Source organism: Micromonospora sp. NPDC051924 (genome assembly GCF_055586005.1).
Genome location: NZ_JBVJJA010000003.1, coordinates 122,191 through 146,154 on the forward strand (window position 1 = coordinate 122,191; position 23,964 = coordinate 146,154).

A 23,964-nucleotide genomic window follows, 5' to 3' on the forward strand; every position below is an offset into this window, starting at 1 on the left:
GTCAGCCGCCGTCCGGGCGGAGCCGGTAGCCGACACCGCGCAGGGTCTCGATGGCGTGCCGGCCGAACGGCTTGTCGACCTTGGCCCGCAGGGTGGCGACATGCACGTCGATGACGTTGGAACGGATGTCGGTCTCGCCGTCCCACACCTCGTCGAGGATCTGGTAGCGGGTCAGGCACTGCCCCGCCCGGGTCATCAGCAGCGTCAGGATGTCGAACTCCCGCGCGGACAGGTCGATCTCCCGGTCGCCGCGGAACACCCGCCGCCGGGCCGGGTCGAGCAGCAGGTCACCGGCGCGGACCTCGGCGGGCGGCGGACCGGCGGACCGGCGGTGCAGGGCGCGCAGCCGGGCGAGGAGCTCGTCGAACGAGAACGGCTTGGTCAGGTAGTCGTCGGCGCCGGAGTCGAGACCGGCGACCCGGTCGGGGACCTCGCCGCGGGCGGTGAGCATCAGCACCGGCACCCGGTTGCCCTGCTCCCGCAGAGCCCGGCAGACCGCCGTGCCGTCGAGGCCAGGCAGCATGACGTCGAGCACCACCACGTCGTACGGCCCGGTGGCCGCGGCGAGCAGCCCGTCGGAGCCGGTGTACCGGATGTCGACCGTGTGTCCGGCTTCGCGCAGCCCCTGGGCGAGCAGCTCGGCCAGCCGCCGCTCGTCCTCCACCACCAGGACCCGCACCCGCGCCTCCCTTCCACCGTCCCGCCCGCCACCAGTGCAGCACACCGCTGGCGATCTTCATCTGGCCTTCATGTCCGGGTGCCTACCGTCGGCAGCCGGACGTGGGAGGGACCGCATGAACAACAGGCTCTTCTTGGAGATCAACGACCTGGCCCGGACGACACCCTGGCTGCACGCCCCGATGGTCGGCTATGCGAAGTATGGCGTGGTTCTCTTCGCCGTACTGCTGCTGGCGGGCTGGTGGCTCGCCCGCCTGCGCGGTGCCGGGCTGCCGGCGGCGGTGTGGGCGCCGGTCGGGATGCTGCTCGCGGTGGCGGTCAACCAGCCGATCGTGTCGCTCGTGCACGAGCCCCGGCCGTACACGACACTGCCGGGCATCCTGGTGCTGGCCGACCGGAGCACCGACCCGTCGTTCCCGTCGGACCACGCCACGATGGCCGGGGCCGTCGCGGCCGGCCTGCTCCTGGTGAGCTGGCGGCTCGGCCTGCTGGCCACGGCCGCCGCCGCGGTGATGGGCTTCGCCCGGATCTACATCGGGGCGCACTACCCCCTCGACGTGCTGGCCGGCTTCGCGGTCGGCGCCGCGGTGACCCTGCTCGGCTACCTGCTCGCGCGCCGCCCGATCGGCGCCGCCCTGGACGCGCTGGACCGTACCCGGCTGCGGCCCCTGCTACGGCCCGGTGGCGCGGCCGTCGACCAGGCCGTGCCGGCACGCCGGTGACCGGTTACCTCACCGGCCTGGTCGCCCACTACGGCTACCTGGGGATCGCCCTGCTCGTCGGGGTGGAGGGCTTCGGCATGCCGGCGCCCGGCGAGACGGCGATCATTGCCGGCGCCGGCTACGCCGCCCACGGCGAACTGAACGTCGCCGGGGTCGCGGTCACGGCGTTCCTGGCCGCGGTGGTCGGGGACAGCGTGGGCTACCTGATCGGCCGCACCGGCGGGCGGCAGCTGATCCTGCGCTACGGCCGGTACGTCCGACTCACTCCGGAGCGGTTCGCCCGGCTGGAGGCGTTCATGAGCCGGAACGGGCCGAAGGTGGTCGCGGTGGCCCGGTTCGTCGAGGGGCTGCGGCAGTTCAACGGGATCATCGCCGGTGCCACCGGCATGCCCTGGCGGCGCTTCGTCGCGTACAACGCGCTGGGTGCCGCCGCCTGGGTCGGGGTCTGGGTGACCGCCGGCTACCTGGCCGGGGACCACCTGCGCGCCATCGAGGCCGAGCTGCACCGCTACCAGGCGTACGCCCTGGCCGCGGGCATCCTCGCGGCCCTCGCCTGGGTGGCCTGGCGGGTGCGTCGCCGGAAGGCCGCGGCGCGGCGCTGACCCGCCGCGCGCCTTCATCCCCGCTTCATGTGTGATCTCTAGCGTCCCGAGCATGAGCGATGTGCTGGCGGTCAACGCCGTCAACCTCACCAAGACCTATGGTCCACTGACCGCGGTCGACGACATCACCGTGCAGGTCGCCCAGGGCGAGGTGTACGGCGTCCTGGGCCCCAACGGGGCGGGCAAGACGACCTTCCTGCGGATGCTGTTCGGACTGATCCGGCCCGACCGCGGCACCCTGGAGGTGTTCGGCCGGTCCTGGCAGAACCACGGCGTGGGCGCGCTGACCGGGGTCGCCGGGTTCATCGAGAGCCCGAAGTTCTATCCGACCCTGTCGGGCCGGCGGAACCTGCGCCTGCTCGCCGGCCTGGACGGCGGCGACGCCGCCGGCCGGATCGACGAGGTGCTCGACCTGGTCGGCCTGGCCGACCGCCAGCACGACAAGGTCCGCGGCTACTCCTTCGGCATGCGGCAACGCCTCGGCGTCGCCTCCGCGCTGCTGCGCCGCCCGCGGCTGCTGGTGCTGGACGAGCCGGCCAACGGCCTGGACCCCGCCGGCATGCGCGACATGCGCGACCTGGTCCGGCGCCTCGCCGACACCGGGCTGACCGTGCTCCTGTCCAGCCACGACATGGCCGAGGTGGAGCAGATCTGCGACAACGTCACGATCATGAAGGCCGGTTCGGTGGCGCACCACGGCTCGATCGCCGCACTGCGCGAGCAGGCCCCGGAGCAGGCGCACCGGATCACCACCACCGATGACGACCGCGCCGCCGACCTGGCCCGCGCCCGCGGGCTGGAGGTCACCGCGGCCGATACCGGACTAGCCGTACGCGGCCCGCAGAAGGACGTCGACGCGCTGATCACCGACATCGTCGACGCAGGCATCGCGCTGCGCGGCCTCACCCACGACGAGACACCGCTGGAAGCGCTCTTCTTCATGCTCACCGAATCCGCCCCCGCCGGCCCACCCGCCGGCCTCGACGCCGCCACCGGAGCCCACCGATGACCGCCACCGCCGTACCCGCCGTCGGGCCAGCCGCACGCCGCCGGCCCGGCACCGCCACCGTGCTGCGTTGGGAGGCGGCCAAACTCGCCACCCAGGTGCGCAGCCGCGCCCTGCTGGTGGGGGCAGTCGTCGTCCCGATCGCGGTCGTGCTGATCTTCAACACCCAACTGCCGCCGAAGGACACCATCTACGGGCGGCACATCCACACCAGCGGCTACTCGGTCCCGCTGTTCGTGCTGGCCTTCGCCCACCAGTGGGTGCTGCCCCTGCTCGCCGCCCTGGTGGCCGGGGACATCTTCGCCAACGAGGACCAGCATGGCACCTGGAAGACGATCCTCACCCGCTCGGTCAGCCGTACCCAGGTCTTCTGGGCCAAGACCCTCACCGCCATCGGCTTCAACCTCCTCGTCCTGATCCTGCTCGCGGCCAGCACCATCACCACCAGCCTGCTCGTCGTCGGCCGGCAGCCGCTGCCCGGGCTGAGCGGTCAGCTCATCGCGCCGGGCGACGCGCTGCCCGTCGTCATCGCGAGCTGGGCCACCGCGATCGCGCCAGTGCTCGGCTTCACCGCCCTGGCGATCCTGCTGTCGGTGACCACCCGCAACCCCACGATCGGCGTCGCCGCCCCGGTCGTCCTCGGCATGATCATGCAGCTGGTCAGCAGCCTCGGTGGCCTCAACCAGGCCCGTCGGCTGCTGCTCACCACCCCGTTCGAGGCCTGGCACGGCCTGCTCACCGCGCACCCCTTCCGCGCGCCGGTCACCACCGGCGCGCTGGTCAGCGCCGGCTGGCTGGTCGTCTGCCTCACCCTCGCCTACCTCTACCTGCGTCGCCGCGACATCACCGGAGGCTGACCATGAACCGACACCGCCTGCGCGGCATCTCCCTCGCCGCCGCGCTCACCGTCGCGCTGGCCGGCTGCGGCCACGAGGACGTCACCAAGGCCCGGCTCGAACAGGCCATCGCCCCCGCCTTCGCCAACCTGTACGTGCAGCGCGCCGCCCTGCTCGGCGAGTCGGGGATCACCGTCGCCGGCATCGGCGCCACCGCGACCTGCGACCGTGGCGGCCCGAAGGTCCCGGACGTCGGCCCCGGCCCGGACTGGATCTGCATGATCCACTTCCGGGACGACCAGGGCCAGGTCCAGGACGGCAAGTTCGAGGTCCAGGCCAAGGCGGACGCCACCTACGTCGCCGGCGGGCCGTCGAAGCTCATCGGCCAGGCGGTGCTCACCGACCGCCACGGCCACGACGTGCCCAACCCGGTGTTCGAGTGGGACGGCGCCTTCGACCCCGACCACTGACCGGAACGGCCCAGCCAAGCCTTGCCTCGCTGGCGGGCCCGGTCGCCGCTGGGCAGGATGGGCCGGTGAGCACAGAGGTACGGAACACGGACGGCGTCGTCGAGCCGGCGGCGCACGGCGGCGAGCCGCACCACGCCGGCGGCCTCGCCAGCCGGTTGAACTGGCTGCGCGCCGGGGTGTTGGGCGCCAACGACGGGATCGTGTCGGTGGCCGGGATCGTGGTCGGGGTGGCCGGCGCCACCCCGGCCCGGGGCCCGATCTTCACCGCCGGCCTGGCCGGCCTGGTGGCCGGCGCGGTGTCGATGGCCCTCGGCGAGTACGTCTCGGTGAGCAGCCAGCGCGACAGCGAGCGAGCCCTGCTGGACAAGGAGCGCGCCGAGCTGCGCGACATGCCGCAGGTCGAGCTGGCCGAGCTGGCCGCGATCTACGAGGCGAAGGGGCTGCGCCCGGAGACCGCCCGCCAGGTGGCGATCGAGCTGACCGAGCACGACGCGCTCGCCGCGCACGCCGAGGCCGAGCTGAAGGTGGACCCGGAGAACCTGGCCAGCCCCGGCCACGCCGCGTTCGCCTCGGCGGTGGCGTTCGTGACCGGCGCGCTGCTTCCGCTGCTGGCGATCCTGCTGCCGCCGCCGGCGCTGCGGCTGCCGGTGACCGTCGCCGCGGTGCTGCTCGCCCTGGGCGTCGCCGGGGCGGTGAGCGCGCGCATCGGCGGCAGCAGCCCGCGGCTCGCGGTCACCCGGGTGGTGCTCGGCGGCGCGGCCGGCCTGGCGCTGACCTGGGGCATCGGTCACCTGTTCGGCACCGCGGTGAGCTGACGCGACGGTGCCGGGCACGGGAACCTCCGCCCGTGCCCGGCACCGCCCGATGACCTACAGGTCGCGGACCCGTACGTCGCGGAACTCGATCAGGTCGTTCGTGCCGTGGTTCTGCAACCCGACGAACCCGCTGAGGAACTGACGCAGGTCGGTCGGCGGGTCACCGGCCCGGGACGACGCCTTGCCCGGCGTGTTGTCGAACTCGTTGATCACCACGCCGTTGCGGATGATCGTATAGTGCTGTCCGACCACCCGGACCTCGTAGTCGTTCCACTGGCCCTTCGGGGTCACCCCGGCCTGGTCGAGGCCGACCGGGTCGAAGTTGTAGATCGAGCCGGTCTTCTGCGGCTCACCCGTGGGACCGTCGTAGATCTGGTTCTCCTGGCCGCAGTAGATCGCCACCCACGCCTGCGAGCTGCGGGCCGAACCGACCGTCCCGCAACTGCCGGCCGGCCGCTGGTCCACCGGCGTACGCGGGTCCGGGAACCGGGTGAACACGCCGCTGTTGGCGTACGTGCCGTCCGGCGAGACGTCCCGGAACTTCAGCCGCAGCGAGAAGTCGGCGAACTCGTCCTTGGCGTACCAGAGCATGCCGAGCCCGCCGGAGCTGCGGATGGAACCCTCCGGCCGCAGGTTGAACTGCCCGCTGGGCGCCTGCCGCCAGTCGGCGAGTGACGCGGCGGTGCCGTCGAACAGCGGCCGGTACCCGGCGACCTTGCCGATCGGGGACCCGGCGGCGGCGCTGTTCAGCTTGGCCGCCTCCTTGTTGTCCAGCACGCCGTCGCCGCGCAGGTCGTTGACCACGTCGGCGACGTGGCTGACGAACTCGCCGTGGTTCGACCAGTTCCGCTCGTCGTCGATCAGATCGTTGACCGTGCAGCCGCCGCCGGCCGGGTGGTTGGTCACCCCGGTGTCGGTGTCCAGCAGGCGTACCGTCTTCTGGGTGTCCGGCGCGACGCAGCCGGCGGTGACGGTGAGCTTCGTGGTGGCCTTCTCGCCGTCGGCGTAGGTCACCGTCAGCGTCACCTGGTAGGTGCCGTAGTCGGCGTAGGTGTGGGTCGGGTTGGCCTCGTGCGACTTCGCGCTGCCGTCGCCGAAGTCCCACTCCCAGGCCACGCCGCCGGCGCGGGCGCCGGTGAAGGCGATGGTCCGCGGCTGGCTGGCCGTGACCGGCCGCCACCCGGCGTCGCTCGGCCGCGGCGTCGCCTCGCCGCCGGTGTACGCGACCCGGATCAGCTTCTGGTTGCCGTGCAGGCTGAAGAAGCCGCCCGCGTAGTCGAGCATGTACAGCGCCCCGTCGGGACCGAACTTCGCGTCCATCCAGGACTGGAGCTGGTTGCCGCCGCTGCCGGACCGGATGATCTGGCGCAGGTCCTCGGCGAACGCCGGGGCGCCGGCCGTGGCGACCTTGCCCGGGTCGACGGTGACGGCGATCCGGTTGTTGGCGTTGGACTCGTCACCGATGAACCACTTGTCGTCCCAGTACGCCGGCCAGGCCACGCCGCTGCCGGTGTCGACCTTGTCCCGGTGGTAGGTCGGGCCGTCCATGATGGCCTGACCGCCGCCCTTGAGGTACTGCTGGGTGAAGGTCTCCTGGCCCAGGACGTACGAGGGCAGCCCGCTGCCGTCGGTCCGCTTCGGGTAGACCGGGCCGCCGCCCTGCGGCGAGTACCAGATCATGTTGTTCCGGGCCGCCGGGATGTTCACCAGGCCGGTGTTGCGCGGCGAGGTGTTCTTCAGGTTGTCGCAGTCGTACCAGCCGGTCAGCACGGTGGCGTCGGTGTTGCTGCGGTCCCGGTAGGGCTGCTTGTTGCCCATGCAGTACGGCCAGCCCTGATTGCCCGCGGAGGTGATGATCGTGGCGGTCTCGTACTTCGCCGGGCCCAGCTCCGGGTCCGGCGCGCCCGCGTCCGGGCCGACCCAGGCGGCGGTCAGCCAGTGGTTGACCGGGTCCCAGGCGATCCGGGCGATGTTCCGCACGCCCATCACGTAGATCTCCGGACGGGTCTTGCCGCCGCCCTCCTCGTTGCCGGTGAACAGGTTCCCGGCCGGGACGGTGTACGTGCCGTCGGCCTCCGGGTGGATCCGCAGGATCTTGCCGTTGAGGTCGTTGGTGTTGCCGGCGGTACGCCGCGCGTCCTGGAACGAGGTCCCCTTGTAGTCCTGGGTCCAGTTGTTGCCCGAGTATCCGTTGGAGCCGCCGGAGGAGTTGCTGTCCCCGGAGCCGATGTAGAGGTTGCCGCTCTCGTCGAACGTCATCCCGCCACCGGCGTGGCAGCAGCTGTGGATCTGGGTGTCCCAGTGCAGCAGGTCCTTGCGGGTGCTCTGGTCGATCGCCTGCTTCGCCGCGTCGTAGGTGAACCGGGAGACGGTCCGCTGGCCGATCCGCCGGTCCCGGTCGATCGACTCGTGCGGCATCCAGTAGACGTAGATCCAGCCGTTCTGCGCGAACTTCGGGTCCAGGGTGATGCCGACCAGACCCTCCTCGTTCTTCACCAGCTCGCTGCCGCTGCCCCGGTTGCCCATCACGGCGAGCGTGGTGAGCAGCTTGACCTGCTTGGTCTTCGGGTCCCACTGGTGGATCGTGCCGCAGCCGAGGCCGACCTTGGGGTCGTCCCAGCTCACGATCGGCCCGGTCGGGCAGGCCGCCTTGCCGATGTAGAAGATCTTGCCGTCGGGGGCGATGGTCAGGCCGTGCGGCTCGCCGATCTGGTCGAGCTGCCCGGGCTGGTTGGTGGTGGTGAGCCGGTCGATGCGGTAGTTCGAGGCGATGGTGGCCTGGCAGTCACCGCGCACCAGACCGGCGGTCCACCTGATCGCGCCGGCCAGGTGGTTCTGGAACCGCTCGTCGCTGGTCCAGCTCGCCTCGGTCCGCCCCATCCCGGTGTAGAAGGAGCGCCCGCCGTCGTAGTCCTGGCACCAGGAGATCGGGTGGAACGCCCCGTTGCCGCTCAGGCCGGCGTTGTAGGTGCCCTCCTCGACCTGGGCGATCGTGTGCACCTTGCCGATCGGGCTCGGGTCCCAGTTGATCCACTGGTCGGACCGGGTCCAGGTCAGCGGCAGGCCCTTGTTCGCCGGGTGCTGCCGGTCGGTGACGTCGACGGTGGCCTGCTGCACGGTGCTCTCCGGCGCCGGGCCGGCGTCCGGGCCGATCAGCCACAGCTCGGCCAGCTGGATCAGCGGCTCCCCGCTGTTGGCCGTGACGTTGAGCCGGTAGTGCTGGTAGGCCGTGGTGTTGGTGAAGCTGTACTGCTTGGTCTGGAACCGCTGCGGGAACGTCTCGTTGCTGCGGGTGTCCAGGTCGGTCCAGGTGGTGCCGTCCTGGGAGCCCTGCAGGGTCCAGTTCTTCGGGTCCCGGCCGGGGAAGTCGTTGGCCGAGGTGAGCGCGTACCGGCTGACCGCGACCGGCTTGGCCAGCTTCGCCGCAAGCCAGCCGGTCGGCGAGAAGGTCAGCCACTTGGTGCCGGTCGACCCGTCGATGGCCTTCGCGGCGGTCTCGTTCGGCGGGTTCTCCCCGCTGGCGGTGGCCGAGACCGCCTTCTCGGCGTTGGGCAGGCCGGCGGCCGGCCGGGTGCCGATCAGGCCGGTGAACCAGGACGACTCCGGCTGGGCGCGCGCCGCGTCGTGCACGCCGACGAACCCGCCGCCGCCCTTGACGTACGCCTGGAAGGCCGCCTCCTGCGCGTCGTTGAGGGTGACACCGTTGGCGGAGAGGAACACCACGGCCCGGTAGCGGGCCAGGTTGCCGAAGGTGAACACCCCCGGGTCGGCGGAGTCGTCGACGGTGAAACCGTTCCGCTCTCCCAGGTCGCGGATGCTCGCGGTGGCCTTGGCGACCGGGTCGTCCTGCTTGTCGACCGGGCCGTGGAAGACCAGCACCTTGACCGCCGCGGCGGCTTCGGCGGCGGCCGCGGGGGTCGGCGCGAAGGTCTGGCCCGGCAGGGCCAGCAGGCCGAGCGCCAGGGCGGCGCTGGAGGCCAGGGCCCCGACCCGACGGCGGTTGCCGGGGCGACGGGTCGACGGGGACGGTGTGGGTGTGATCGGTCCCGTGGGGTCGGCGCCGAGGCGGCCGACCCAGCGGGAGAACCGGAAATGGCGTCCGTGGGCCATCTCGACTCCTCCTGGTTGAAGGTTTCCGGGTTCGTCGATCGGCCGGTGAGTGTGAGGCGCTCACCGGGCGAGGGCGTACGGGTCCACCGGCGCCGCCCGTCAGCGGGCGGCCGGTGCGTGGTGCGGGCGGTGGTGGTGACCCGGTGGCTGCCGGTCCTCGACGCTGAGGCCGGCAGCCCCGGAGCCGTCAGTTGTGCTGGTGGGCGTCGCCGTCGGCGGCGGGTGCGGCGGCCGCCGGGGCGGCGGCGCCGTGCTCGTGGTCCATGCCGGGCGGCATGTTCCCGTTCTCGTCCAGGACGTGCAGCATCGTCGACATCCCGGCGTCGGAGTGGAACTGCATGTGGCAGTGCAGCATCCAGTGCCCCGGCCCGACGGAGTCGCCGGCGACCACGCTGAGCCCGAAGGAGTCGCCCGGGCCGAGCGTCTTGTTGTCGATGATCGGTACGGTGTCGGCGAACGGCTGCCCGTTGGGCACCGTCCCGGTGCGGGTGTCCGCCCAGGAGTGTCCGTGCAGGTGGAAGGTGTGCATGTCGTTGCCGATGCCGACCACCACGAACTCCACCCGCTCGCCCTTGCGGGCGATCAGGCAGGTCGGGCCCGGCTGCGGGTTCACCTCGGTGCAGGTGTCGGTGGCGGTGCCGCGGCGCAGGTTGATGCTCTGCCGGTCACCGAAGGCCACCGTGTAGGTCCGGTCCGGCTTCGGGTCGCCGGGCCGGCGGACCACCAGGCCGCCGAAGAGGCCGGAGGAGAGCCCCTGGGTGCCGTGCGGGCCGCCCACCACGTGGTCGTGGTACCACCAGTAGCCGGCGGTGCCCTGCGCCCCGGTCCTGGTGTTCCGCGGCTGGGCGTACCAGGTGTAGGTGCGCGAGCCGCCCGGCGGGACGTATGACCCGCTCTGCACGGTGCCGTCGGAGTCCTGGGTGTACTTGACCCCGTGCACGTGCAGGGAGACCCCCAACGGGTGGTCCGGGCTGGTCCGCAGCGCCGCCAGGGTCGCCTCGGGCACCAGGTTGTGCAGGGTGATGGCGAGGCACTCCCCCTCCATCATCTCCATCAGCGGGCCCGGGTAGGACGCCGTCTCCGGGGTGAGACCGTAGCCGAGCCGGATCTGCGTGCCGTCCTTGGGCAGCTCCACCGCGTACAGCTGGATGCTGCGGTCGGGTTTGGCGCAGCCGTCCGGACGCTCGGCGAACATCCCGGTCCGCGCGGCGGCGAACCCGCCGGCGCCGACCAGGGTGAGCAGCACGACCGCCGCGACCACCAGGATCCGCCGGGCCCCGGTACGCGGCCGCTCCGGCCGGGTCTCCGCCGGCTCGACAGGCCCGGCCGCCGGCTCGGGAGCCGGGTCCTCGACCAGCCGCCAGGCGCTCATCGGGCACCCCGCAGCTCGATCATGCGCTGGTAGCTGCGCTCGGCCGCGCCCAGCGAGCCGGGCGGGTTGGGTTGGGCGCCCGGTGCCGAGTCCTGCTCCCAGAGGAACTCGAAGCGGCCCCGACCCGTGAGCTCACCGAAGAACTCGGCGAACGGGATGACGCCCGCGCCGAACTCCACGTCGGCGTAGGAGTTGCCCTGCTGCGGGTCGGGCAGCGGCACGCCGTCCTTGACGTGGAACAGCGGGTAGCGCTCCGGGTGGGCGTTGACGTAGTCGACCGGCCGGAAGCCGGGGTACTTCCGCGCCCCGCCGTACGCCCACAGGATGTCCATCTCCAGGAACACGTACCGGGGGTCGGTGAGCTCCAGGAAGAGGTCGTACAGCCGGATGTCCGGACGGTCCGTGGCGAAGGCGAACTCGATCGTGTGGTTGTGCTGGTAGAGCTTCAGCCCCCGGGCGGCGGCGGCCGCGCCCCAGGCGTTGAACTCGGCGGCGGCCGCCTGGTAGCCGGCGACGGTCCGGTCGTTGGTGGGGGCCTGGGCGGTGCCGAGGGCCGGCATGCCGAGGATCTCGGCGACGTCCAGCTCCCACTCCAGGTTGGTGCGGAAGTCGTTCAGCCCCCGGTGGCTGCCCGCCGCCTTCAGCCCGTTGTCGTCGAGCAGCCGGCGGATCTGCTCCGGGGTGATGGCGCCGACCGCACCCTGGGTGTAGCCGGCGAACTCCACCTCCCGGTAGCCGATCCGGGACAGCTCCTCGAAGACGGCGGCGAAGCCGACCTGGCTGATCTTGTCCCGGACGCTGTAAAGCTGGATGCCCACGTGCCCCTGTGGGATGAGCTTGCCCTCGCCGCCCTGGTCGGCCCCGGCCGGCAGCGCGCCGGCCAGGCTGGCCGCGGTCACCGCGACCGTGGAGCCGGCGAGACCGCGTAGCAGGGTACGGCGGTCGATCCTGTTCCTTGCCATGATGTGTCCCTTTCGCTCGCTCAGCAGCAGGTGTCCGCGGTGCCGCCCGCGCAGCAGGCGGTCAGCGGGGCGATCCGCACGTTCCGGAAGCTGACGACGTCGCCGGTGCCGTGGTTCTGCAGGCCGACGTATCCGCTGGCGCTCTGCCGCCCGGTGGTGCCCGGGTCGTCCGCCCGCGCCGGGTCGAAGACCGCGCCCGGGTTGTTCACGTACTCGTTGATCAGCACGCCGTTGCGGAAGACGGAGTAGTGCTGGCCGACCACGCGGATCTCGTAGTCGTTCCAGGTGCCCTTCGGGGTGACCCCGGCGCCGGCCAGGTCGACCCGGTCGAAGCCGTACACCGAGCCGCTCTTGTACTGGTCGCCGTCGGGCCGGTCGAGGATCTGCAGCTCGTGGCCGTACTTGATGGCGACCCACTCGGGGCGGGACTCGGTCGGGTGGTTCCGCACGTCGGGGAAGCGGACGAAGACGCCGCTGTTGGCCCGGCCGGCACCGGGGGCGTCGTCGCGCCACTGCAGCTTCAGGGAGAAGTCGCTGTACGCGGACACCGGGTACCAGAGCATGCCGAGCCCGGGCACCGCCGTGCTGGTGACCGACCCGTCGGCGTTGCGGCTGAAGCCGCCCGCGCCGACGTGCTGCCAGCGACCGAAGGACGCCGCAGTGGAGTCGAGGATCGGCTGGTAGCCGTCCTTGCCCAGCGGCTTGCCGACGCCGGAGCGGCCGGCGGCGCTGACCAGCTTGCCGTGCTCCTGGTCGGTGATGACACCCAGGTGGTGCAGGTGCTCGGCGACCGCGGTGACGTACGAGACGAACGCGCCGTGGTTGGCCCAGCTCTTCTCGTCCTCGATGACGTTGTTGATCGTGCAGTCGCCGTCGACCACCCGGTTCGGTACGCCGCTGTCGACGGTGCCGACCCAGACGGTCGGCCGGGTGTCCTTCACGCAGTCGGGCTGCGGCCCACTGGCCACCACGGTGAAGGTGACCGAGGCGGCGCCCGAGGTGTTGCCGGCCTTGTCGGTGGCCCGGTAGCTCAGCGTGTGCTGGCCGGGCCGGTCGACGGTGACCGGGGCGGAGTACCGGGCGTAGAGCTCCCCGTCGAGGGAGTACTCGATCCGGTCCACCCCCGAGCCGCTGTCGGCGGCGGTCAGGGTCACCGTGGCACTGCCCACGTACGCGCCGTCGTCGTCGAGCTGGCCGGTGAGCGCGGCGCTGACGGTCGGCGGGGTGGTGTCCGGCGCGGGCGGGTCGACGACGGTGAACGACGCGGTCTGCGGCGACGAGGTGTTGCCGGCCTTGTCGGTGGCCCGGTAGCTCACCGTGTGCTGGCCGACCTGGTTGACCGTCACCGGGGCGGTGTACCCGGCGTAGGGCTGCCCGTCGAGCGAGTACTCGACCCGGTCCACCCCCGAGCCGCTGTCGCTCGCGGTCACGGTGACCGTGGCGCCGCCGACGTAGTTGCCGTTGGTGTCCTTCGTGCCCGTCACCGTGGCGGTGACGGTCGGCGGAGTGGTGTCCGTGGGGGCCGGCTCGACCACCGTGACCGACACCTGCTGCGCCGACGAGGTGTTCCCCGCCTTGTCGGTCGCCCGGTAACTCACCGTGTGCTGGCCCGCCTGGTTCACGGTGACCGGAGCGGTGTACGCGACATAGGCGCCGCCGTCGAGGGCGTACTCGACCTTGTCCACTCCGGACCCGGTGTCGGTGGCGGAGAGGGTGACCGTGGCGCTGCCGACATAGTTGCCGTTGGTGTCCTTCTGCCCGGTCACGGCGGCGGTGACGGTCGGCGGGGTGGTGTCCGTCGGGGCCGGCTCGACCACCGTGAACGACACCTGCTGCGCCGACGAGGTGTTCCCCGCCTTGTCGGTCGCCCGGTAACTCACCGTGTGCTGGCCCGGCTGGTTGACCACGACCGGCGCGGAGTAGGCGGCGTAGGGCTGCCCGTCGAGCGAGTACTCGACCCGGTCAACGCCGGAGCCGCTGTCGCTGGCGGTCAGGGTGACCGTGGCGGCGCTGACGTAGTTGCCGTTGGCGTCCTTCGTTCCCGTCACCGCGGCGGTGACGGTCGGCGGGGTGGTGTCCGTCGGCGGCGGCTCCACCACCGTGAACGACACCTGCTGGGACGAGGAGGTGTTGCCGGCCTTGTCGGTGGCCCGGTAGCTGACCGTGTGCTGGCCGGCCTGGTTGACCGTGACCGGCGCGGAGTAGGCCGCGTAGGCGGCACCGTCCAGGGAGTACTCGACCCGGTCCACCCCGGACTCGGTGTCGGTCGCGGACAGGGTGACGGTGGCGCTGCCGACGTAGTTGCCGTTGGCGTCCTTCTGCCCGGTCACCGCGGCGGTGACCGTCGGCGGGGTGGTGTCCGTCGGGGCCGGCTCGACCACCGTGAACGACACCTGCTGCACCGGCGACGTGTTGCCCGCCTTGTCGGTCGCCCGGTAGCTCACCGTGTGCTGGCCCGGCTGGTTCACGGTGACCGGCGCCGAGTAGGTGCCGTACGTGCCACCGTCGAGCGAGTACTCGACCCGGTCCACGCCCGAGCCGCTGTCCGACGCGGACAGGGTGACCGTGGCGGCGCTGACGTAGTTACCGTTGGCGTCCTTCGTTCCCGTCACCGCGGCGGTCACGGTGGGGGCCGTGGTGTCCGAGCCGCCGTCGCTGACCACCAGCAGGCCGGTCATGCCGCCGTGGCCGGGGATCGAGCAGAAGTACCGGTAGGTGCCCGGGGAGAGCACCACGTCGACCGTCCAGCGACCCCCGTTGGCGTCCGTCGGATCGGCCAGGATGTTGACGTCGACGTCGCTGTTGTAGCGCGAGTCGCCGGTCTCGAAGGTCAGGGTGTGCTGCATCCCGGTGGTGTTGCCGGTGGCGGCGCTGTTCTCGAAGACGAGGGTGGCCGGGCCGGCGACGGCGGTGGTGGGCGCCGACCGGTAGGCCAGGAAGTTGTCGCCCGCCGTCCAGGTGAGCACCTGGGCCTGCAAGGGCGCTGGGGCGGCGGCCGACGCGGACCGTTCCGGGTCGGTCGGCCGCGCGTTCGCCGGGGACGAGGAGAGGCCGGTGGTCAGCAGCGCCAGGGCGGCGAGGGCGGCCACCGATCTCCGGAGTCGGCTCAGGGAGTGCCGGCGCGGCGGTGGATGTGGAGTCATGGGAAGCCTCTTTCGCGGTCCGGGAGACAGCGGGCGGAACGTGCGTCGGGTGTCGTCGGTCCGGCGGAGCTGTGGATGCGGGTTCAGCAGCCCGCGCGACCCCTCCCAGGCCGCACGGATCCCCGGCCGTGGCCGGCGGCCACGGTCGTCCGATGTGCATGCAGAGCTGTCACCACGTCGGCGGCTGTTCGCCGCGCACGGCGGTGCGTCGGAGCTGACGGAGTCGGTCGGGTACGGACGGTCGGTCGGCCCGTGAGGCGGGGCCGCCGTGGTGCGTTGACCCGGGGTACGGCCATCGCTGGCCGGTCGTGGTCATCCGACGGGTTGCGCCGCCGATGGGCCACAGTCGAGACCTACCGTGCCGGGTAGTTCATCTCGACGAAACATATTGATGGTGCCCGACACTACTGACTTACCTTCAGCGTGTCCATAGCTTTCGTTGGTTCCGTGACTACTTTTCTACGCAGCAAACGAAAGTAGTCGGCAGATTCCTTCCACCGGCACGATGGGCGCATGCTGCTGCTGTTTCCCGCCGACCCGCTCCGGCCGCGCCGACCCGACCCGCACTTCGCGCCCGAGGCCGACGCCGCCCGCGCCGCCGGAGCGGCGGTCGCCCTGGTCGACCACGACCTGCTCGCTGCTGGCAGGGACCCGGCCCGGGCGGTGGCCGCGGTACGGACCCCGGGGCCGGCCGTCTACCGGGGCTGGATGCTGTCGAGCGACCGGTACGCGACCCTCGCCGCGGCCCTGGCCGGCCGGGACGTGCACCTGTGGACCACCCCGGCGCGGTACCGCCGCGCCCACGAGCTGCCCGGCTGGTACGCCGCCCTGGCCGCCGTCACCCCCGCGTCCACCTGGACGGTGGGATCGGACCGGGCGGCGTTCGACGACGCCCGGCACGCCCTCGGCCCGGGACCGGCCGTGCTGCGCGACCACGTGAAGTCGGCCAAGCACCACTGGCACGAGGCGGCCTTCGTCCCGGACCTCGCCGACGGCGAGGCCGCCTGGCGGGTCGCCACCCGGTTGCGGGAGCTACGGCAGGACGACTTCACCGGCGGCTTCGTGCTCCGCCGCTTCGAGGCGCTCACCGGCGCCGAGGTGCGGACCTGGTGGATCGACGGCCGCTGCGCGCTGGTCGGCGCGCACCCGGACTCTGCCGAGGAGTCGCCCGGGCCGGACCGGCCGGATGTCTCCGTCCTGATCCCGGCGGTCGCCGCGCTCGACCTGCCGTTCGTGACGGTCGACCTGGCCCGCCACGCCGACGGCCGGTGGCGGGTGGTTGAACTGGGTGACGGCCAGGTCAGTGACCGGCCCGCCACCCTGGACCCGGCAGGCCTGATCGGCGCGCTGCTCAACGCCATGCCGCCGGCCTGATCGGCCCGCCGTCCCGTTCGGTCGCGGGAAAGGGCCGATGTGACAACCCATCCGCGTTTATCGATTATTCGTTACTGATCGGTAATCGAGTCGGCACTCCGCCGTGACATCGGCCGTACGGATGATCATCGCGGGCCCGTTCGGCACGCGCCGCCGAGCCGGAAGGCCCCGGGCTGATCCACACCTTGACCGAGGGGGAATGCGCGCCATCAGCCAGGCGCGGCAATAGGCGCAAATTAGGCGTGCCGCCATCCATTCCGGAGCCCGTTAGCCCTGATCAGGGGCTATAGAAGATCATAGCTTCGTCAATTGTTGCCATTCTGTGCCGCGACCGAAAGGCGACGGTTGCCTGGGTCACCCATTGCTCCGGCCCCGGGGCCGTGTGATTGTGCACCAACGAGTCGCCGACCCCCGGCGGCTCTGGCGGTCGATCTGTCGAACCGGGGCCACGCCGGCAAAGCCTCGGAGAACGGCCGTCGCCCGCCTCACAGCTGTACCGCGCCATGCGCCCCCACCGGGCTCCGTGCGGCGCGCCTAGGAACAGGAGCACACCCCCTTGAAGCTCTCACCCCGCCTTGCCGCGCTCTCAGGTGCGGCTGCGGCCGGCCTGATCGCCGCTGGCACCGCCGCGGCCGTGCAGGCCGCCCCACCCAGTCCCGCCCCCGACGCCGCCCAGGCCCGTGCGATCGCCGCCAACGCGGCCAGCGCGCTGGTCGCCTCCCGTCCCTCGTACCTGCACGCGAGCGCTGACGAGGCGTTCGTGCAGAAGCAGGTCTTCTCCTCCGAGGGCACCCAGTACGTCTCCTACGAGCGCACCTACAAGGGCCTTCCGGTCACCGGTGGTGACTTCGTGCTGGCGACCGACGCCGCCGGCAACCTGAAGTACGCCTCGGTCGCGCAGGAGCAGGCCATCGGCAGCCTCGCCACCACGCCGAAGCTGACCTCGGCCGCCGCCGAACAGACCGCCCGGGCCCAGCTCAAGACGGTCACCACCGTCGAGGGCAGCACCCTGGTCGTCTACACGCTCGGCGCCAGGCCGGCGCTGGCCTGGGAGACCACCGTGCGCGGCACCAAGGCCGACGGCCCGAGCCGCCTCACCGTCGACGTCGACGCCCTCACCGGCAAGGTCCTGCGGACGCAGGAGCACGTCGTGCGCGGCAGCGGCACCGGCGCCTGGAACGGCCCGGTCACCCTGACCACCACGCTGTCGGGCAGCACGTACTCCATGAAGGACCCGAGCAAGACCACCCTGGTCTGCCAGGACGCGGCCACCAACACCACGTTCAGCGGCTCGGACGACGTCTGGGGCAACGGCACCGCCACCAACAAGGAGACCGGCTGCGTCGACGCGTTCTTCGGCGCGCAGACCGAGGACAAGATGCTCTCGGCGTGGCTCGGCCGCAACGGCGCCGACGGCAACGGCGGCTACTGGCCGATCCGGGTCGGCCTGAACGACCAGAACGCCTACTACGACGGCACCCAGGTCCAGATCGGCAAGAACACCGCCGGCGGCTGGATCGGCTCGATGGACGTGGTCGCGCACGAGATCGGCCACGGCATCGACGACCACACCCCGGGCGGCATCTCCGGCAGCGGCACCCAGGAGTTCGTCGCCGACACCTTCGGCGCGGCCACCGAGTGGTACGCCAACGAGCCGTCCACCTACGACGCTCCCGACTTCCTGGTCGGCGAGAAGGTCAACCTGGTGGGCAGCGGCCCGATCCGCAACATGTACAACCCGTCGGCGCTGGGCGACCCGAACTGCTACTCCAGCAGCATCCCGAGCACCGAGGTGCACGCCGCGGCCGGCCCGGGCAACCACTGGTTCTACCTGCTGGCCATGGGCACCAACCCGACCAACGGCCAGCCGACCAGCCCGACCTGCAACGGCAGCACCGTGACCGGCCTGGGCATCCAGAAGGCCATCAAGATCATGTACAACGCGATGCTGCTGAAGACCACGTCGTCGTCGTACCTGAAGTACCGCACCTGGACCCTGCAGGCGGCGAAGAACCTCTACGGCAGCACCGGCTGCACCGAGTTCAACACCGTCAAGGCCGCCTGGGACGCGGTCAGCGTGCCGGCCCAGTCGGGTGACCCGACCTGCTCCGGCACCACCACCCCGCCGCCCACCGGCTCCTGCTCCGGCCAGAAGCTGGCCAACCCCGGCTTCGAGTCCGGCAACGTGAGCTGGTCCGCCTCCTCCGGCGTCATCGGCCAGTACGGCTCCCAGGGTCAGCCCACCCACAGCGGCACCTGGAACGCCTGGATGGACGGCTACGGCTCGTCGCACACCGACACCCTGTCCCAGTCGGTGACGATCCCGTCGGGTTGCCGGGCGACCCTCACCTTCTGGCTGCACATCGACACCGCGGAGTCGGGCTCCACGGCCTACGACAAGCTGACCGTCAAGGCGGGCAGCACCACCCTGGCCACCTACTCCAACGTGAACGCGGCCTCCGGCTACGTCCAGAAGTCCTTCGACGTCTCGTCGCTGGCCGGCACCACCGCCTCCATCTCGTTCAGCGGGGTTGAGGACAGCTCCCTGCAGACCTCGTTCGTCATCGACGACACCGCGGTCAACCTGAGCTGATCAACACCGGAGCGGCCGGTCGTCGTCCTCCCGACGGCCGGCCGCTTCGTCGTGTCAGCGCCTCATGCGGAGCGGTCGACCCGAGCAGCGCCGTCCCCGGCCCGGTTGAGCCGGGCGACCACGCCCTCCATCGCCTGGCTGAACATCTCCATCTGGCGCACCGACTGCTCCTGAAGGCCGCCGAGGCGCGCGGCGAGGGCGTCGACGTCGGCGCGGGCCGAGGAGCTGACCTGCGTGTCGAGCTCGGCGAGGGCGGCGTTGACCGCCTCGACGACCGATCCGCGGACGCTGTCCCACCCCGCCATGGCCAGGGCCGGGTCGACGGTCAGGGACTCAATGCGGCCACCCTGGACCGCCACCGCCCGCACCCGGCCGCCGGCCGCCGCCCCCTCGGCGCGCAGCAGCCGCCCGGGATCGGCGTCGGTGTCCTCGGCGGCGCGGGCCCGCATGGACGTCAGCGCCTGCTGGGTCTGGGTGAGCAGCTCGTCGAGGCTCGCGGCCGCGGAGAACGGGTCGTTGGTCATAGCCGCGCTTTCTTCACGTCTTTCCGGAGCACCGTGACGATAGCAACCGCCTCCGACGGCACCGGTGCGCGCACGCGTCAGAACGTCCGCCGGTACAGGGAGCAGCCCTGACACACCTCCGGCGGCGTGTCGCCGGCCAGTCGCCGCCGGAACGCCCGGTACTCCTCGCCGTACCAGATCTCCGGGAAGGACCGCTCCCCCACCGTGCCGAGCCGCACCCGGTCGTCGCCCATCACCATGCAGCAGGGCTGCACCACGCCGGTGCTGGTGATGTAGGCCGCGTCCCAGGGCCAGGAGCAACCGGGCCCGTCGGGCGGCGTGGCGGTGCGGGGCAGGCGCAGGCGTACGCCGAGCCGGCCGGCCTCGGCCGCGGCCCGCGTGAAGGCCTCGGTGGCCCGTTCCGTGTCCACGCCGGTCCAGAGCGCCTGGTCGGCGGTGAACTCGCGGATCTCCGCGTACCGGCCGGCCGGGTCGGCGTCGGAGAAGCTGTGCGACAAGTTCTGCACGTGCAGCTCGTCGACGCCGACCCGGCCGAGCAGCCGGACCAGCTCGGGCAGCTCGTCGACGGTGTCCCGCATGGCGACGAAGACGACCCGGATCCACGGGGTGTCGCTGCCCACCGCCCGCTTCGCCGCCACCAGGCCGGCCAGGTTCGCCAGCACCGTGTCGAAGTCGGCGCCGTCGCGCACCCGCTCGTACGCCTCGGCCCGGGCGCCGTCCAGCGAGACGTGCATCCAGCCCACCCCGCTGGCCACCAGCTCCTCGGCCCGCCGCCGGGTCAGCAGGGTGGCGTTGGTGTTGAACCCGACCACGATGTCCCGCGCCACCGCGGCCGCGATCATCTCCATGAGGTACGGCGACAGCAGCGGCTCGCCGAGCCCCTGGAGGGTGAGGTCGCGCAGCCCGGGCGTGTCGTCCACCACCCGGTGGAACAGCTCCGGGCGCATCGCGCCGGCCAGCTTGTTGACCGGCGGCCGGTAGCGGACCAGGCACATCAGGCAGCGCAGGTTGCACGCGGCGGTCACCTCCAGTTGGAGGCGCGTCGGCAGTGGCGGATCGTCGACGGCGACCGGCATGCCCGGGGTTGCCCCGGTACCGAGGGCCCAAACCTGGCTGCTGCCGCCGACGGGGTCGAACCGGAACCGGGTCCGACCCCGGGTCACGCCCGCTGGCGTACGCGGAACGGCTCGGCGCGGAGATCCGCCTGGAGCAGGCGGAGTGCGGCCTCGGCCGGGGAACCGGCCGCCGCCGGGTAGGTCATCAGCCGGTGCCCGGCGTCCCCGGGCAGGTGCAGCATCTCGAAGTCGAGGTCGAACTCTCCCACCACGGGGTGCCGGAGCCGCTTGGCGCCGGAGACGCAGGTGTGCACCGGATGGCGGGACCACAGGGCGGCGAAGGCGGCGCTCTTCATCGACAGCTCGCCGATCAGCTCGGCGAGTTCCCGGTCGTCGGCGTGCCGGCCGGCCACCAGCCGCAGCCCGGCGACCGCCCGGACGGCCTCGTCGTCCCACCGCACGTGCAGGTCGCGGGTGTGCGAGTCGAGAAAGAGCATCCGGGTCAGGTTGGGCCGGTCCACGGGCCGGTCCGGGGCGTCGAGGTCGAGGTGACCGGCGAGGAGCCGATGCGCCAGAGGGTTCCAGGCCAGCACTTCGGTACGCCGGCCGAGCACCAGCGCCGGCACCTCGGTCATCGCCGCGATCAACTGCCGCACGCCCCGGCCGGCGGTGTCGGGACGCGCCGACCGGCGCCGCCGGCCGGGCCGGGGCCGGGCCAGGTCGTGCAGGTGGGCGAGCTCGTCGTCGGTGAGCCGCAGGGCCCGGGCCAGCGCCTCGATGACCGCGTCCGACGCGTTGGCACTCTGCCCCTGCTCCAGCCGCGTGTAGTAGGTGACGCTGACGCCGGCCAGTTGGGCCAGCTCCTCCCGCCGCAACCCGGGGACCCGTCGGGCGCCGTACGAGACGACGCCGACGTCTTCAGGGGTGAGCCGGGCGCGCCGGCTGCGCAGGAATTCGCCGAGGTCCCCGGCGCCCGGGCGGTGCGGTGCGGTCATCGCCCCATCCTGCCCGGTCCGGCACCCCGTTGCCTGTCCCTGCCGGTGACAGGCAGCCGCAGACCAGGCAGGGCAGGGTGCTGGCCGGCCACGCCGGCCGGACCGACGGTGGTCCCGGGTCGTCCCGTGGACGTCCCGTCGACCGCAAGAAAGGACCTCGATGACCCGTCTGGATTCCCCCGCCGTCACGCCGCGCCCGGCGCCGACCCGGCGTGCCGGGCTCGCGCTGGCCGTGCTGCTCACCGCGAGCTTCACCCTCGCCGTGGACTTCTCCATCCTGACCGTCGCGCTTCCGGTGATCGGCCGGGAGGTCGGGTTCGGGCTGGACACGCTGCAGTGGATCGGCACGTCGTTCGCGCTCTGCGCGGCCGGTTTCACGCTGCTGTTCGGGCGGGTCGCGGACCTGTTCGGCCGGCGCCGGCTGTTCCTCGCCGGGATCGCGGTGCTCGGCCTCTCGTCGCTGGTCGGCGGTCTTGCCACCGGTCCCGGCGTGCTGATCGCGGCGCGGGTCGCCCAGGGCCTGGCCACCGCAGCGGTCACCCCGGCCGCGTTGTCACTGCTGACCACCACGTTCCCGGAAGGTCCGGCCCGGGACCGGGCGCTCGGCCTCAACGGGGCGCTGATGGCCGCCGGCTTCACCACCGGGGCGATCCTCGGCGGCCTGCTGACCGACCTGCTGAGCTGGCGGTGGGCGTTCTTCGTCAACGCGGTGGTGGCGGCCGCGGTGCTGGCCGTGGCCCCGCTGGTGGTGGCCGAGAGCCGGCCACCCCGGCGGCCCCGGCTCGACCTGCCCGGCTCGTTCACCGTCACCGGTGGGTTGCTGGCGTTCGTGTACGGGCTGACGGCCGCCGGTGAACACGGGTGGACCGACCGACGAGCCTTGGCGGCGCTCGCCGTGGGGGCCGTGCTGCTGGTCGCGTTCGGGGCGGTGGAGCGGCGGGCCGCCGCGCCGCTGGTACCCGCCGCGGTGCTGCGCCGCCCGACCGTACGCTGGGGCAACCTCCTCGGGCTGCTCGCCTTCGCCACCGAGACGTCCCTGGTGTTCCTGCTCACCCTCTATCTGCAGCGAGTGCTCGGGCTTCCGCCGCTGGTCGCCGGCGGTTCCTTCGCCGTCCTCGGCATCGGCACCGTGCTCGGCGGCGTGCTGGGGCCACGGCTGGTGGCCGCCTGGGGGGGCCGGCGAACGATCGTGGCCGGTTTCCTGGCTCAGGCCGCCGCGACCGCGCCGCTGCTCCTGCTCGGTGCGGACCGGGGGTGGATGCTGCTGCTGCTCGTCGCCACGTTCGTCGGTGGGGTCGCCAACCTGGTGGTGATCGTCGGCTTCATGGTGACGGCGACATCCGGCCTGCCCGACGGCGAGCAGGGGCTGGCGACCGGCATCGCCACGCTCAGCCAGCAGGTGGGCATCACCGTCGGTATCCCGGTGATGTCCGCGGTGCTGGCCGCGGTGGTGCACGGCCTGGGCACCGACGGCGGGGCGGTGCTCCACGGCGTCACCGCCGCCATCGCCGCGAACGCCGGCGGGTGTCTGCTCGGCGCCGGGCTCGCCGCGTTCCTGCTGCCCGGGCCCGCGTCGGGCCTGGCGGAGACGGGCTGAGCGAGGCACCGGGTCAGTGCGCGAGACGCGGAACGCCCGACCGGTTGCCCGGTCGGGCGTTCCGCGCGGATCCGCCGGGAGGCCGGATTCCGTGGTGCCTCAGCGCAGGCGCAGCTTCTGGCCCGGGAAGATCAGCCCCGGGTCGGCACCGACCACGCGCTTGTTGCGCTCGTACAGCGCCTGCCAGCCGCCGACGAGGTGGTGCGCGTCGGCGATCTCGGACAGGGTGTCACCGGGCTTGACGACGTAGGTGCCGCCGGTGCTCGGGGTGGTGGAGCGGTGCTTGCGGGTGGCCGGCCGGTCACCCCGGAAGGACCGGTCCTTGGTGGCCTTCCTGGTCGACTTCTTCGACCCACCGTCCGACTTGGACGAGTAGTGCTTGGACGAGCCGCCCTTCTTGCCGCACACCGGCCAGGCGCCGATGCCCTGCCCGTCGAGGACCTTCTCGGCGATGGCGATCTGCTCGCTGCGGCTGGCCAGGTCGGCGCGGGCGGCGTACGTCTGACCGCCGTAGCCGTTCCAGGTGCTCTTGGAGAACTGGAGGCCGCCGTAGTAGCCGTTGCCGGTGTTGATGTGCCAGTTGCCGCCGGACTCGCACTGGGCGATGGCGTCCCAGTTGACGCTGGAGGCGCTGGCCGGTGCGGCCGGGCCGAGGATGGCGGCGGCGCCGGTGGCGGCGCCGACGACGAGCGCCCCGACGGCGAGGCGACGCTGCGTGGTCCGTCGGTGACGAGCGACGTGTTCACTTGCCATGTTGGGTTTCCTCCACGCCGACGAGGTGAGCTGTCGGGTTCGGGCCGAGGAGCCCGGCCGCCGATGGCGGCTTCACCCCGAGGTGTCGAGCACCGAGGAACGTGTGGGTCCCCCGCTCCCGCCGTGAGGTCCAGGTACCGCCGGGCCGGTGGCGGGATTAGGCGTTACCGGCCCGTGGTGTCCGCGATCGCGAACGGATACGACGTTAGGAACCCTTTCGGACGAATGCCCACTTCTTGTGAAGTTCTTCACCCGGCCGAGCGACGACGTCACGGCTCGGGTTGCGCGCGGAACCGGCGTGGCGTACACGCGGGCTCATCACCCACAGTGACCGTCCACGCCGGTCCCGTACGCGTC

Annotated in this window: 18 protein-coding genes and 1 riboswitch; of the genes, 9 read left to right on the plus strand and 9 right to left on the minus strand. The window is 72.2% G+C overall.

From position 1 onward, the window contains the following. Position 1: 1 nt before the first annotated feature. The gene (locus ACZ6S5_RS03125; protein ID WP_465997190.1) at positions 2-679 is read right to left on the minus strand and encodes a response regulator transcription factor; all 678 of its coding nucleotides are present in this window, start codon (positions 677-679) and stop codon (positions 2-4) included. A gap of 115 nt (positions 680-794) precedes the next feature. On the opposite strand from ACZ6S5_RS03125, the gene ACZ6S5_RS03130 reads away from it, so the two are divergent. The 6 genes from ACZ6S5_RS03130 to ACZ6S5_RS03155 all read left to right on the plus strand — a co-directional run bounded on the left by ACZ6S5_RS03130 (position 795) and on the right by ACZ6S5_RS03155 (position 5,129). After that, a complete protein-coding gene (locus tag ACZ6S5_RS03130; RefSeq protein ID WP_465997192.1) occupies positions 795-1,400 on the plus strand; it encodes a phosphatase PAP2 family protein in 606 nt (201 codons plus the stop codon). Then, the gene (locus tag ACZ6S5_RS03135) at positions 1,397-2,002 is read left to right on the plus strand and encodes a DedA family protein (RefSeq protein ID WP_465997194.1); all 606 of its coding nucleotides are present in this window, start codon (positions 1,397-1,399) and stop codon (positions 2,000-2,002) included. Before ACZ6S5_RS03130 ends, ACZ6S5_RS03135 begins: the two co-directional genes overlap by 4 nt. Before the next feature lie 52 nt (positions 2,003-2,054). After that, positions 2,055-3,011, plus strand: a complete 957-nt coding sequence (locus ACZ6S5_RS03140; protein WP_465997196.1) for an ABC transporter ATP-binding protein — start codon at positions 2,055-2,057, stop codon at positions 3,009-3,011. Continuing rightward, positions 3,008-3,865: an ABC transporter permease gene (locus ACZ6S5_RS03145; RefSeq protein WP_465997198.1), complete on the plus strand. Its 858-nt coding sequence runs from the start codon at positions 3,008-3,010 to the stop codon at positions 3,863-3,865. The genes ACZ6S5_RS03140 and ACZ6S5_RS03145 overlap by 4 nt, the downstream gene beginning before the upstream one ends. Before the next feature lie 2 nt (positions 3,866-3,867). Next, positions 3,868-4,314 (plus strand): hypothetical protein, encoded by a 447-nt coding sequence (locus ACZ6S5_RS03150; RefSeq protein ID WP_465997199.1) that lies wholly within the window; start codon positions 3,868-3,870, stop codon positions 4,312-4,314. A 65-nt stretch (positions 4,315-4,379) separates the two neighbouring features. Further along, positions 4,380-5,129, plus strand: a complete 750-nt coding sequence (locus ACZ6S5_RS03155; RefSeq protein ID WP_465997200.1) for a VIT1/CCC1 transporter family protein — start codon at positions 4,380-4,382, stop codon at positions 5,127-5,129. A 54-nt stretch (positions 5,130-5,183) separates the two neighbouring features. Here ACZ6S5_RS03155 and ACZ6S5_RS03160 read toward each other — a convergent pair whose 3' ends face one another. From ACZ6S5_RS03160 to ACZ6S5_RS03175, 4 genes are all read right to left on the minus strand, one after another. Further along, the gene (locus ACZ6S5_RS03160; protein WP_465997202.1) at positions 5,184-9,239 is read right to left on the minus strand and encodes a ThuA domain-containing protein; all 4,056 of its coding nucleotides are present in this window, start codon (positions 9,237-9,239) and stop codon (positions 5,184-5,186) included. A gap of 187 nt (positions 9,240-9,426) precedes the next feature. Beyond that, positions 9,427-10,611, minus strand: a complete 1,185-nt coding sequence (locus tag ACZ6S5_RS03165) for a multicopper oxidase domain-containing protein (protein ID WP_465997204.1) — start codon at positions 10,609-10,611, stop codon at positions 9,427-9,429. Continuing rightward, positions 10,608-11,573: a sugar phosphate isomerase/epimerase family protein gene (locus ACZ6S5_RS03170; protein WP_465997206.1), complete on the minus strand. Its 966-nt coding sequence runs from the start codon at positions 11,571-11,573 to the stop codon at positions 10,608-10,610. Before ACZ6S5_RS03170 ends, ACZ6S5_RS03165 begins: the two co-directional genes overlap by 4 nt. Positions 11,574-11,593: 20 nt before the next feature. Beyond that, on the minus strand, positions 11,594-14,716 hold the full coding sequence (locus tag ACZ6S5_RS03175) for an OmpL47-type beta-barrel domain-containing protein (protein ID WP_465997208.1): 3,123 nt from the start codon (positions 14,714-14,716) through the stop codon (positions 11,594-11,596). Between the two features lie 513 nt (positions 14,717-15,229). Here ACZ6S5_RS03175 and ACZ6S5_RS03180 point away from each other — a divergent pair. Beyond that, positions 15,230-16,090: an ATP-grasp domain-containing protein gene (locus ACZ6S5_RS03180; protein WP_465997210.1), complete on the plus strand. Its 861-nt coding sequence runs from the start codon at positions 15,230-15,232 to the stop codon at positions 16,088-16,090. 556 nt (positions 16,091-16,646) lie between these two features. Beyond that, positions 16,647-18,683 (plus strand): M4 family metallopeptidase, encoded by a 2,037-nt coding sequence (locus ACZ6S5_RS03185; protein WP_465997212.1) that lies wholly within the window; start codon positions 16,647-16,649, stop codon positions 18,681-18,683. Positions 18,684-18,745: 62 nt separating this feature from the next. On the opposite strand, the gene ACZ6S5_RS03190 is transcribed toward ACZ6S5_RS03185, so the two are convergent. From ACZ6S5_RS03190 to ACZ6S5_RS03200, 3 genes are all read right to left on the minus strand, one after another. Further along, positions 18,746-19,207, minus strand: coding sequence for a YbaB/EbfC family nucleoid-associated protein (locus tag ACZ6S5_RS03190; RefSeq protein ID WP_465997214.1), 462 nt, complete (start codon positions 19,205-19,207; stop codon positions 18,746-18,748). Between the two features lie 77 nt (positions 19,208-19,284). Then, positions 19,285-20,370, minus strand: coding sequence for a radical SAM protein (locus ACZ6S5_RS03195; protein ID WP_465997216.1), 1,086 nt, complete (start codon positions 20,368-20,370; stop codon positions 19,285-19,287). After that, a complete protein-coding gene (locus ACZ6S5_RS03200; RefSeq protein ID WP_465997218.1) occupies positions 20,367-21,257 on the minus strand; it encodes a helix-turn-helix domain-containing protein in 891 nt (296 codons plus the stop codon). Before ACZ6S5_RS03200 ends, ACZ6S5_RS03195 begins: the two co-directional genes overlap by 4 nt. A gap of 160 nt (positions 21,258-21,417) precedes the next feature. Here ACZ6S5_RS03200 and ACZ6S5_RS03205 point away from each other — a divergent pair, with 160 nt between their 5' ends. Further along, positions 21,418-22,854, plus strand: a complete 1,437-nt coding sequence (locus tag ACZ6S5_RS03205) for an MFS transporter (RefSeq protein WP_465997220.1) — start codon at positions 21,418-21,420, stop codon at positions 22,852-22,854. A 99-nt stretch (positions 22,855-22,953) separates the two neighbouring features. Here ACZ6S5_RS03205 and ACZ6S5_RS03210 read toward each other — a convergent pair whose 3' ends face one another. Further along, complete coding sequence (locus ACZ6S5_RS03210) at positions 22,954-23,607, minus strand: transglycosylase family protein (RefSeq protein ID WP_465997222.1); 654 nt, start codon at positions 23,605-23,607, stop codon at positions 22,954-22,956. A 1-nt stretch (position 23,608) separates the two neighbouring features. Beyond that, positions 23,609-23,781: riboswitch (cyclic di-AMP (ydaO/yuaA leader) on the minus strand. Positions 23,782-23,964: the final 183 nt, after the last annotated feature.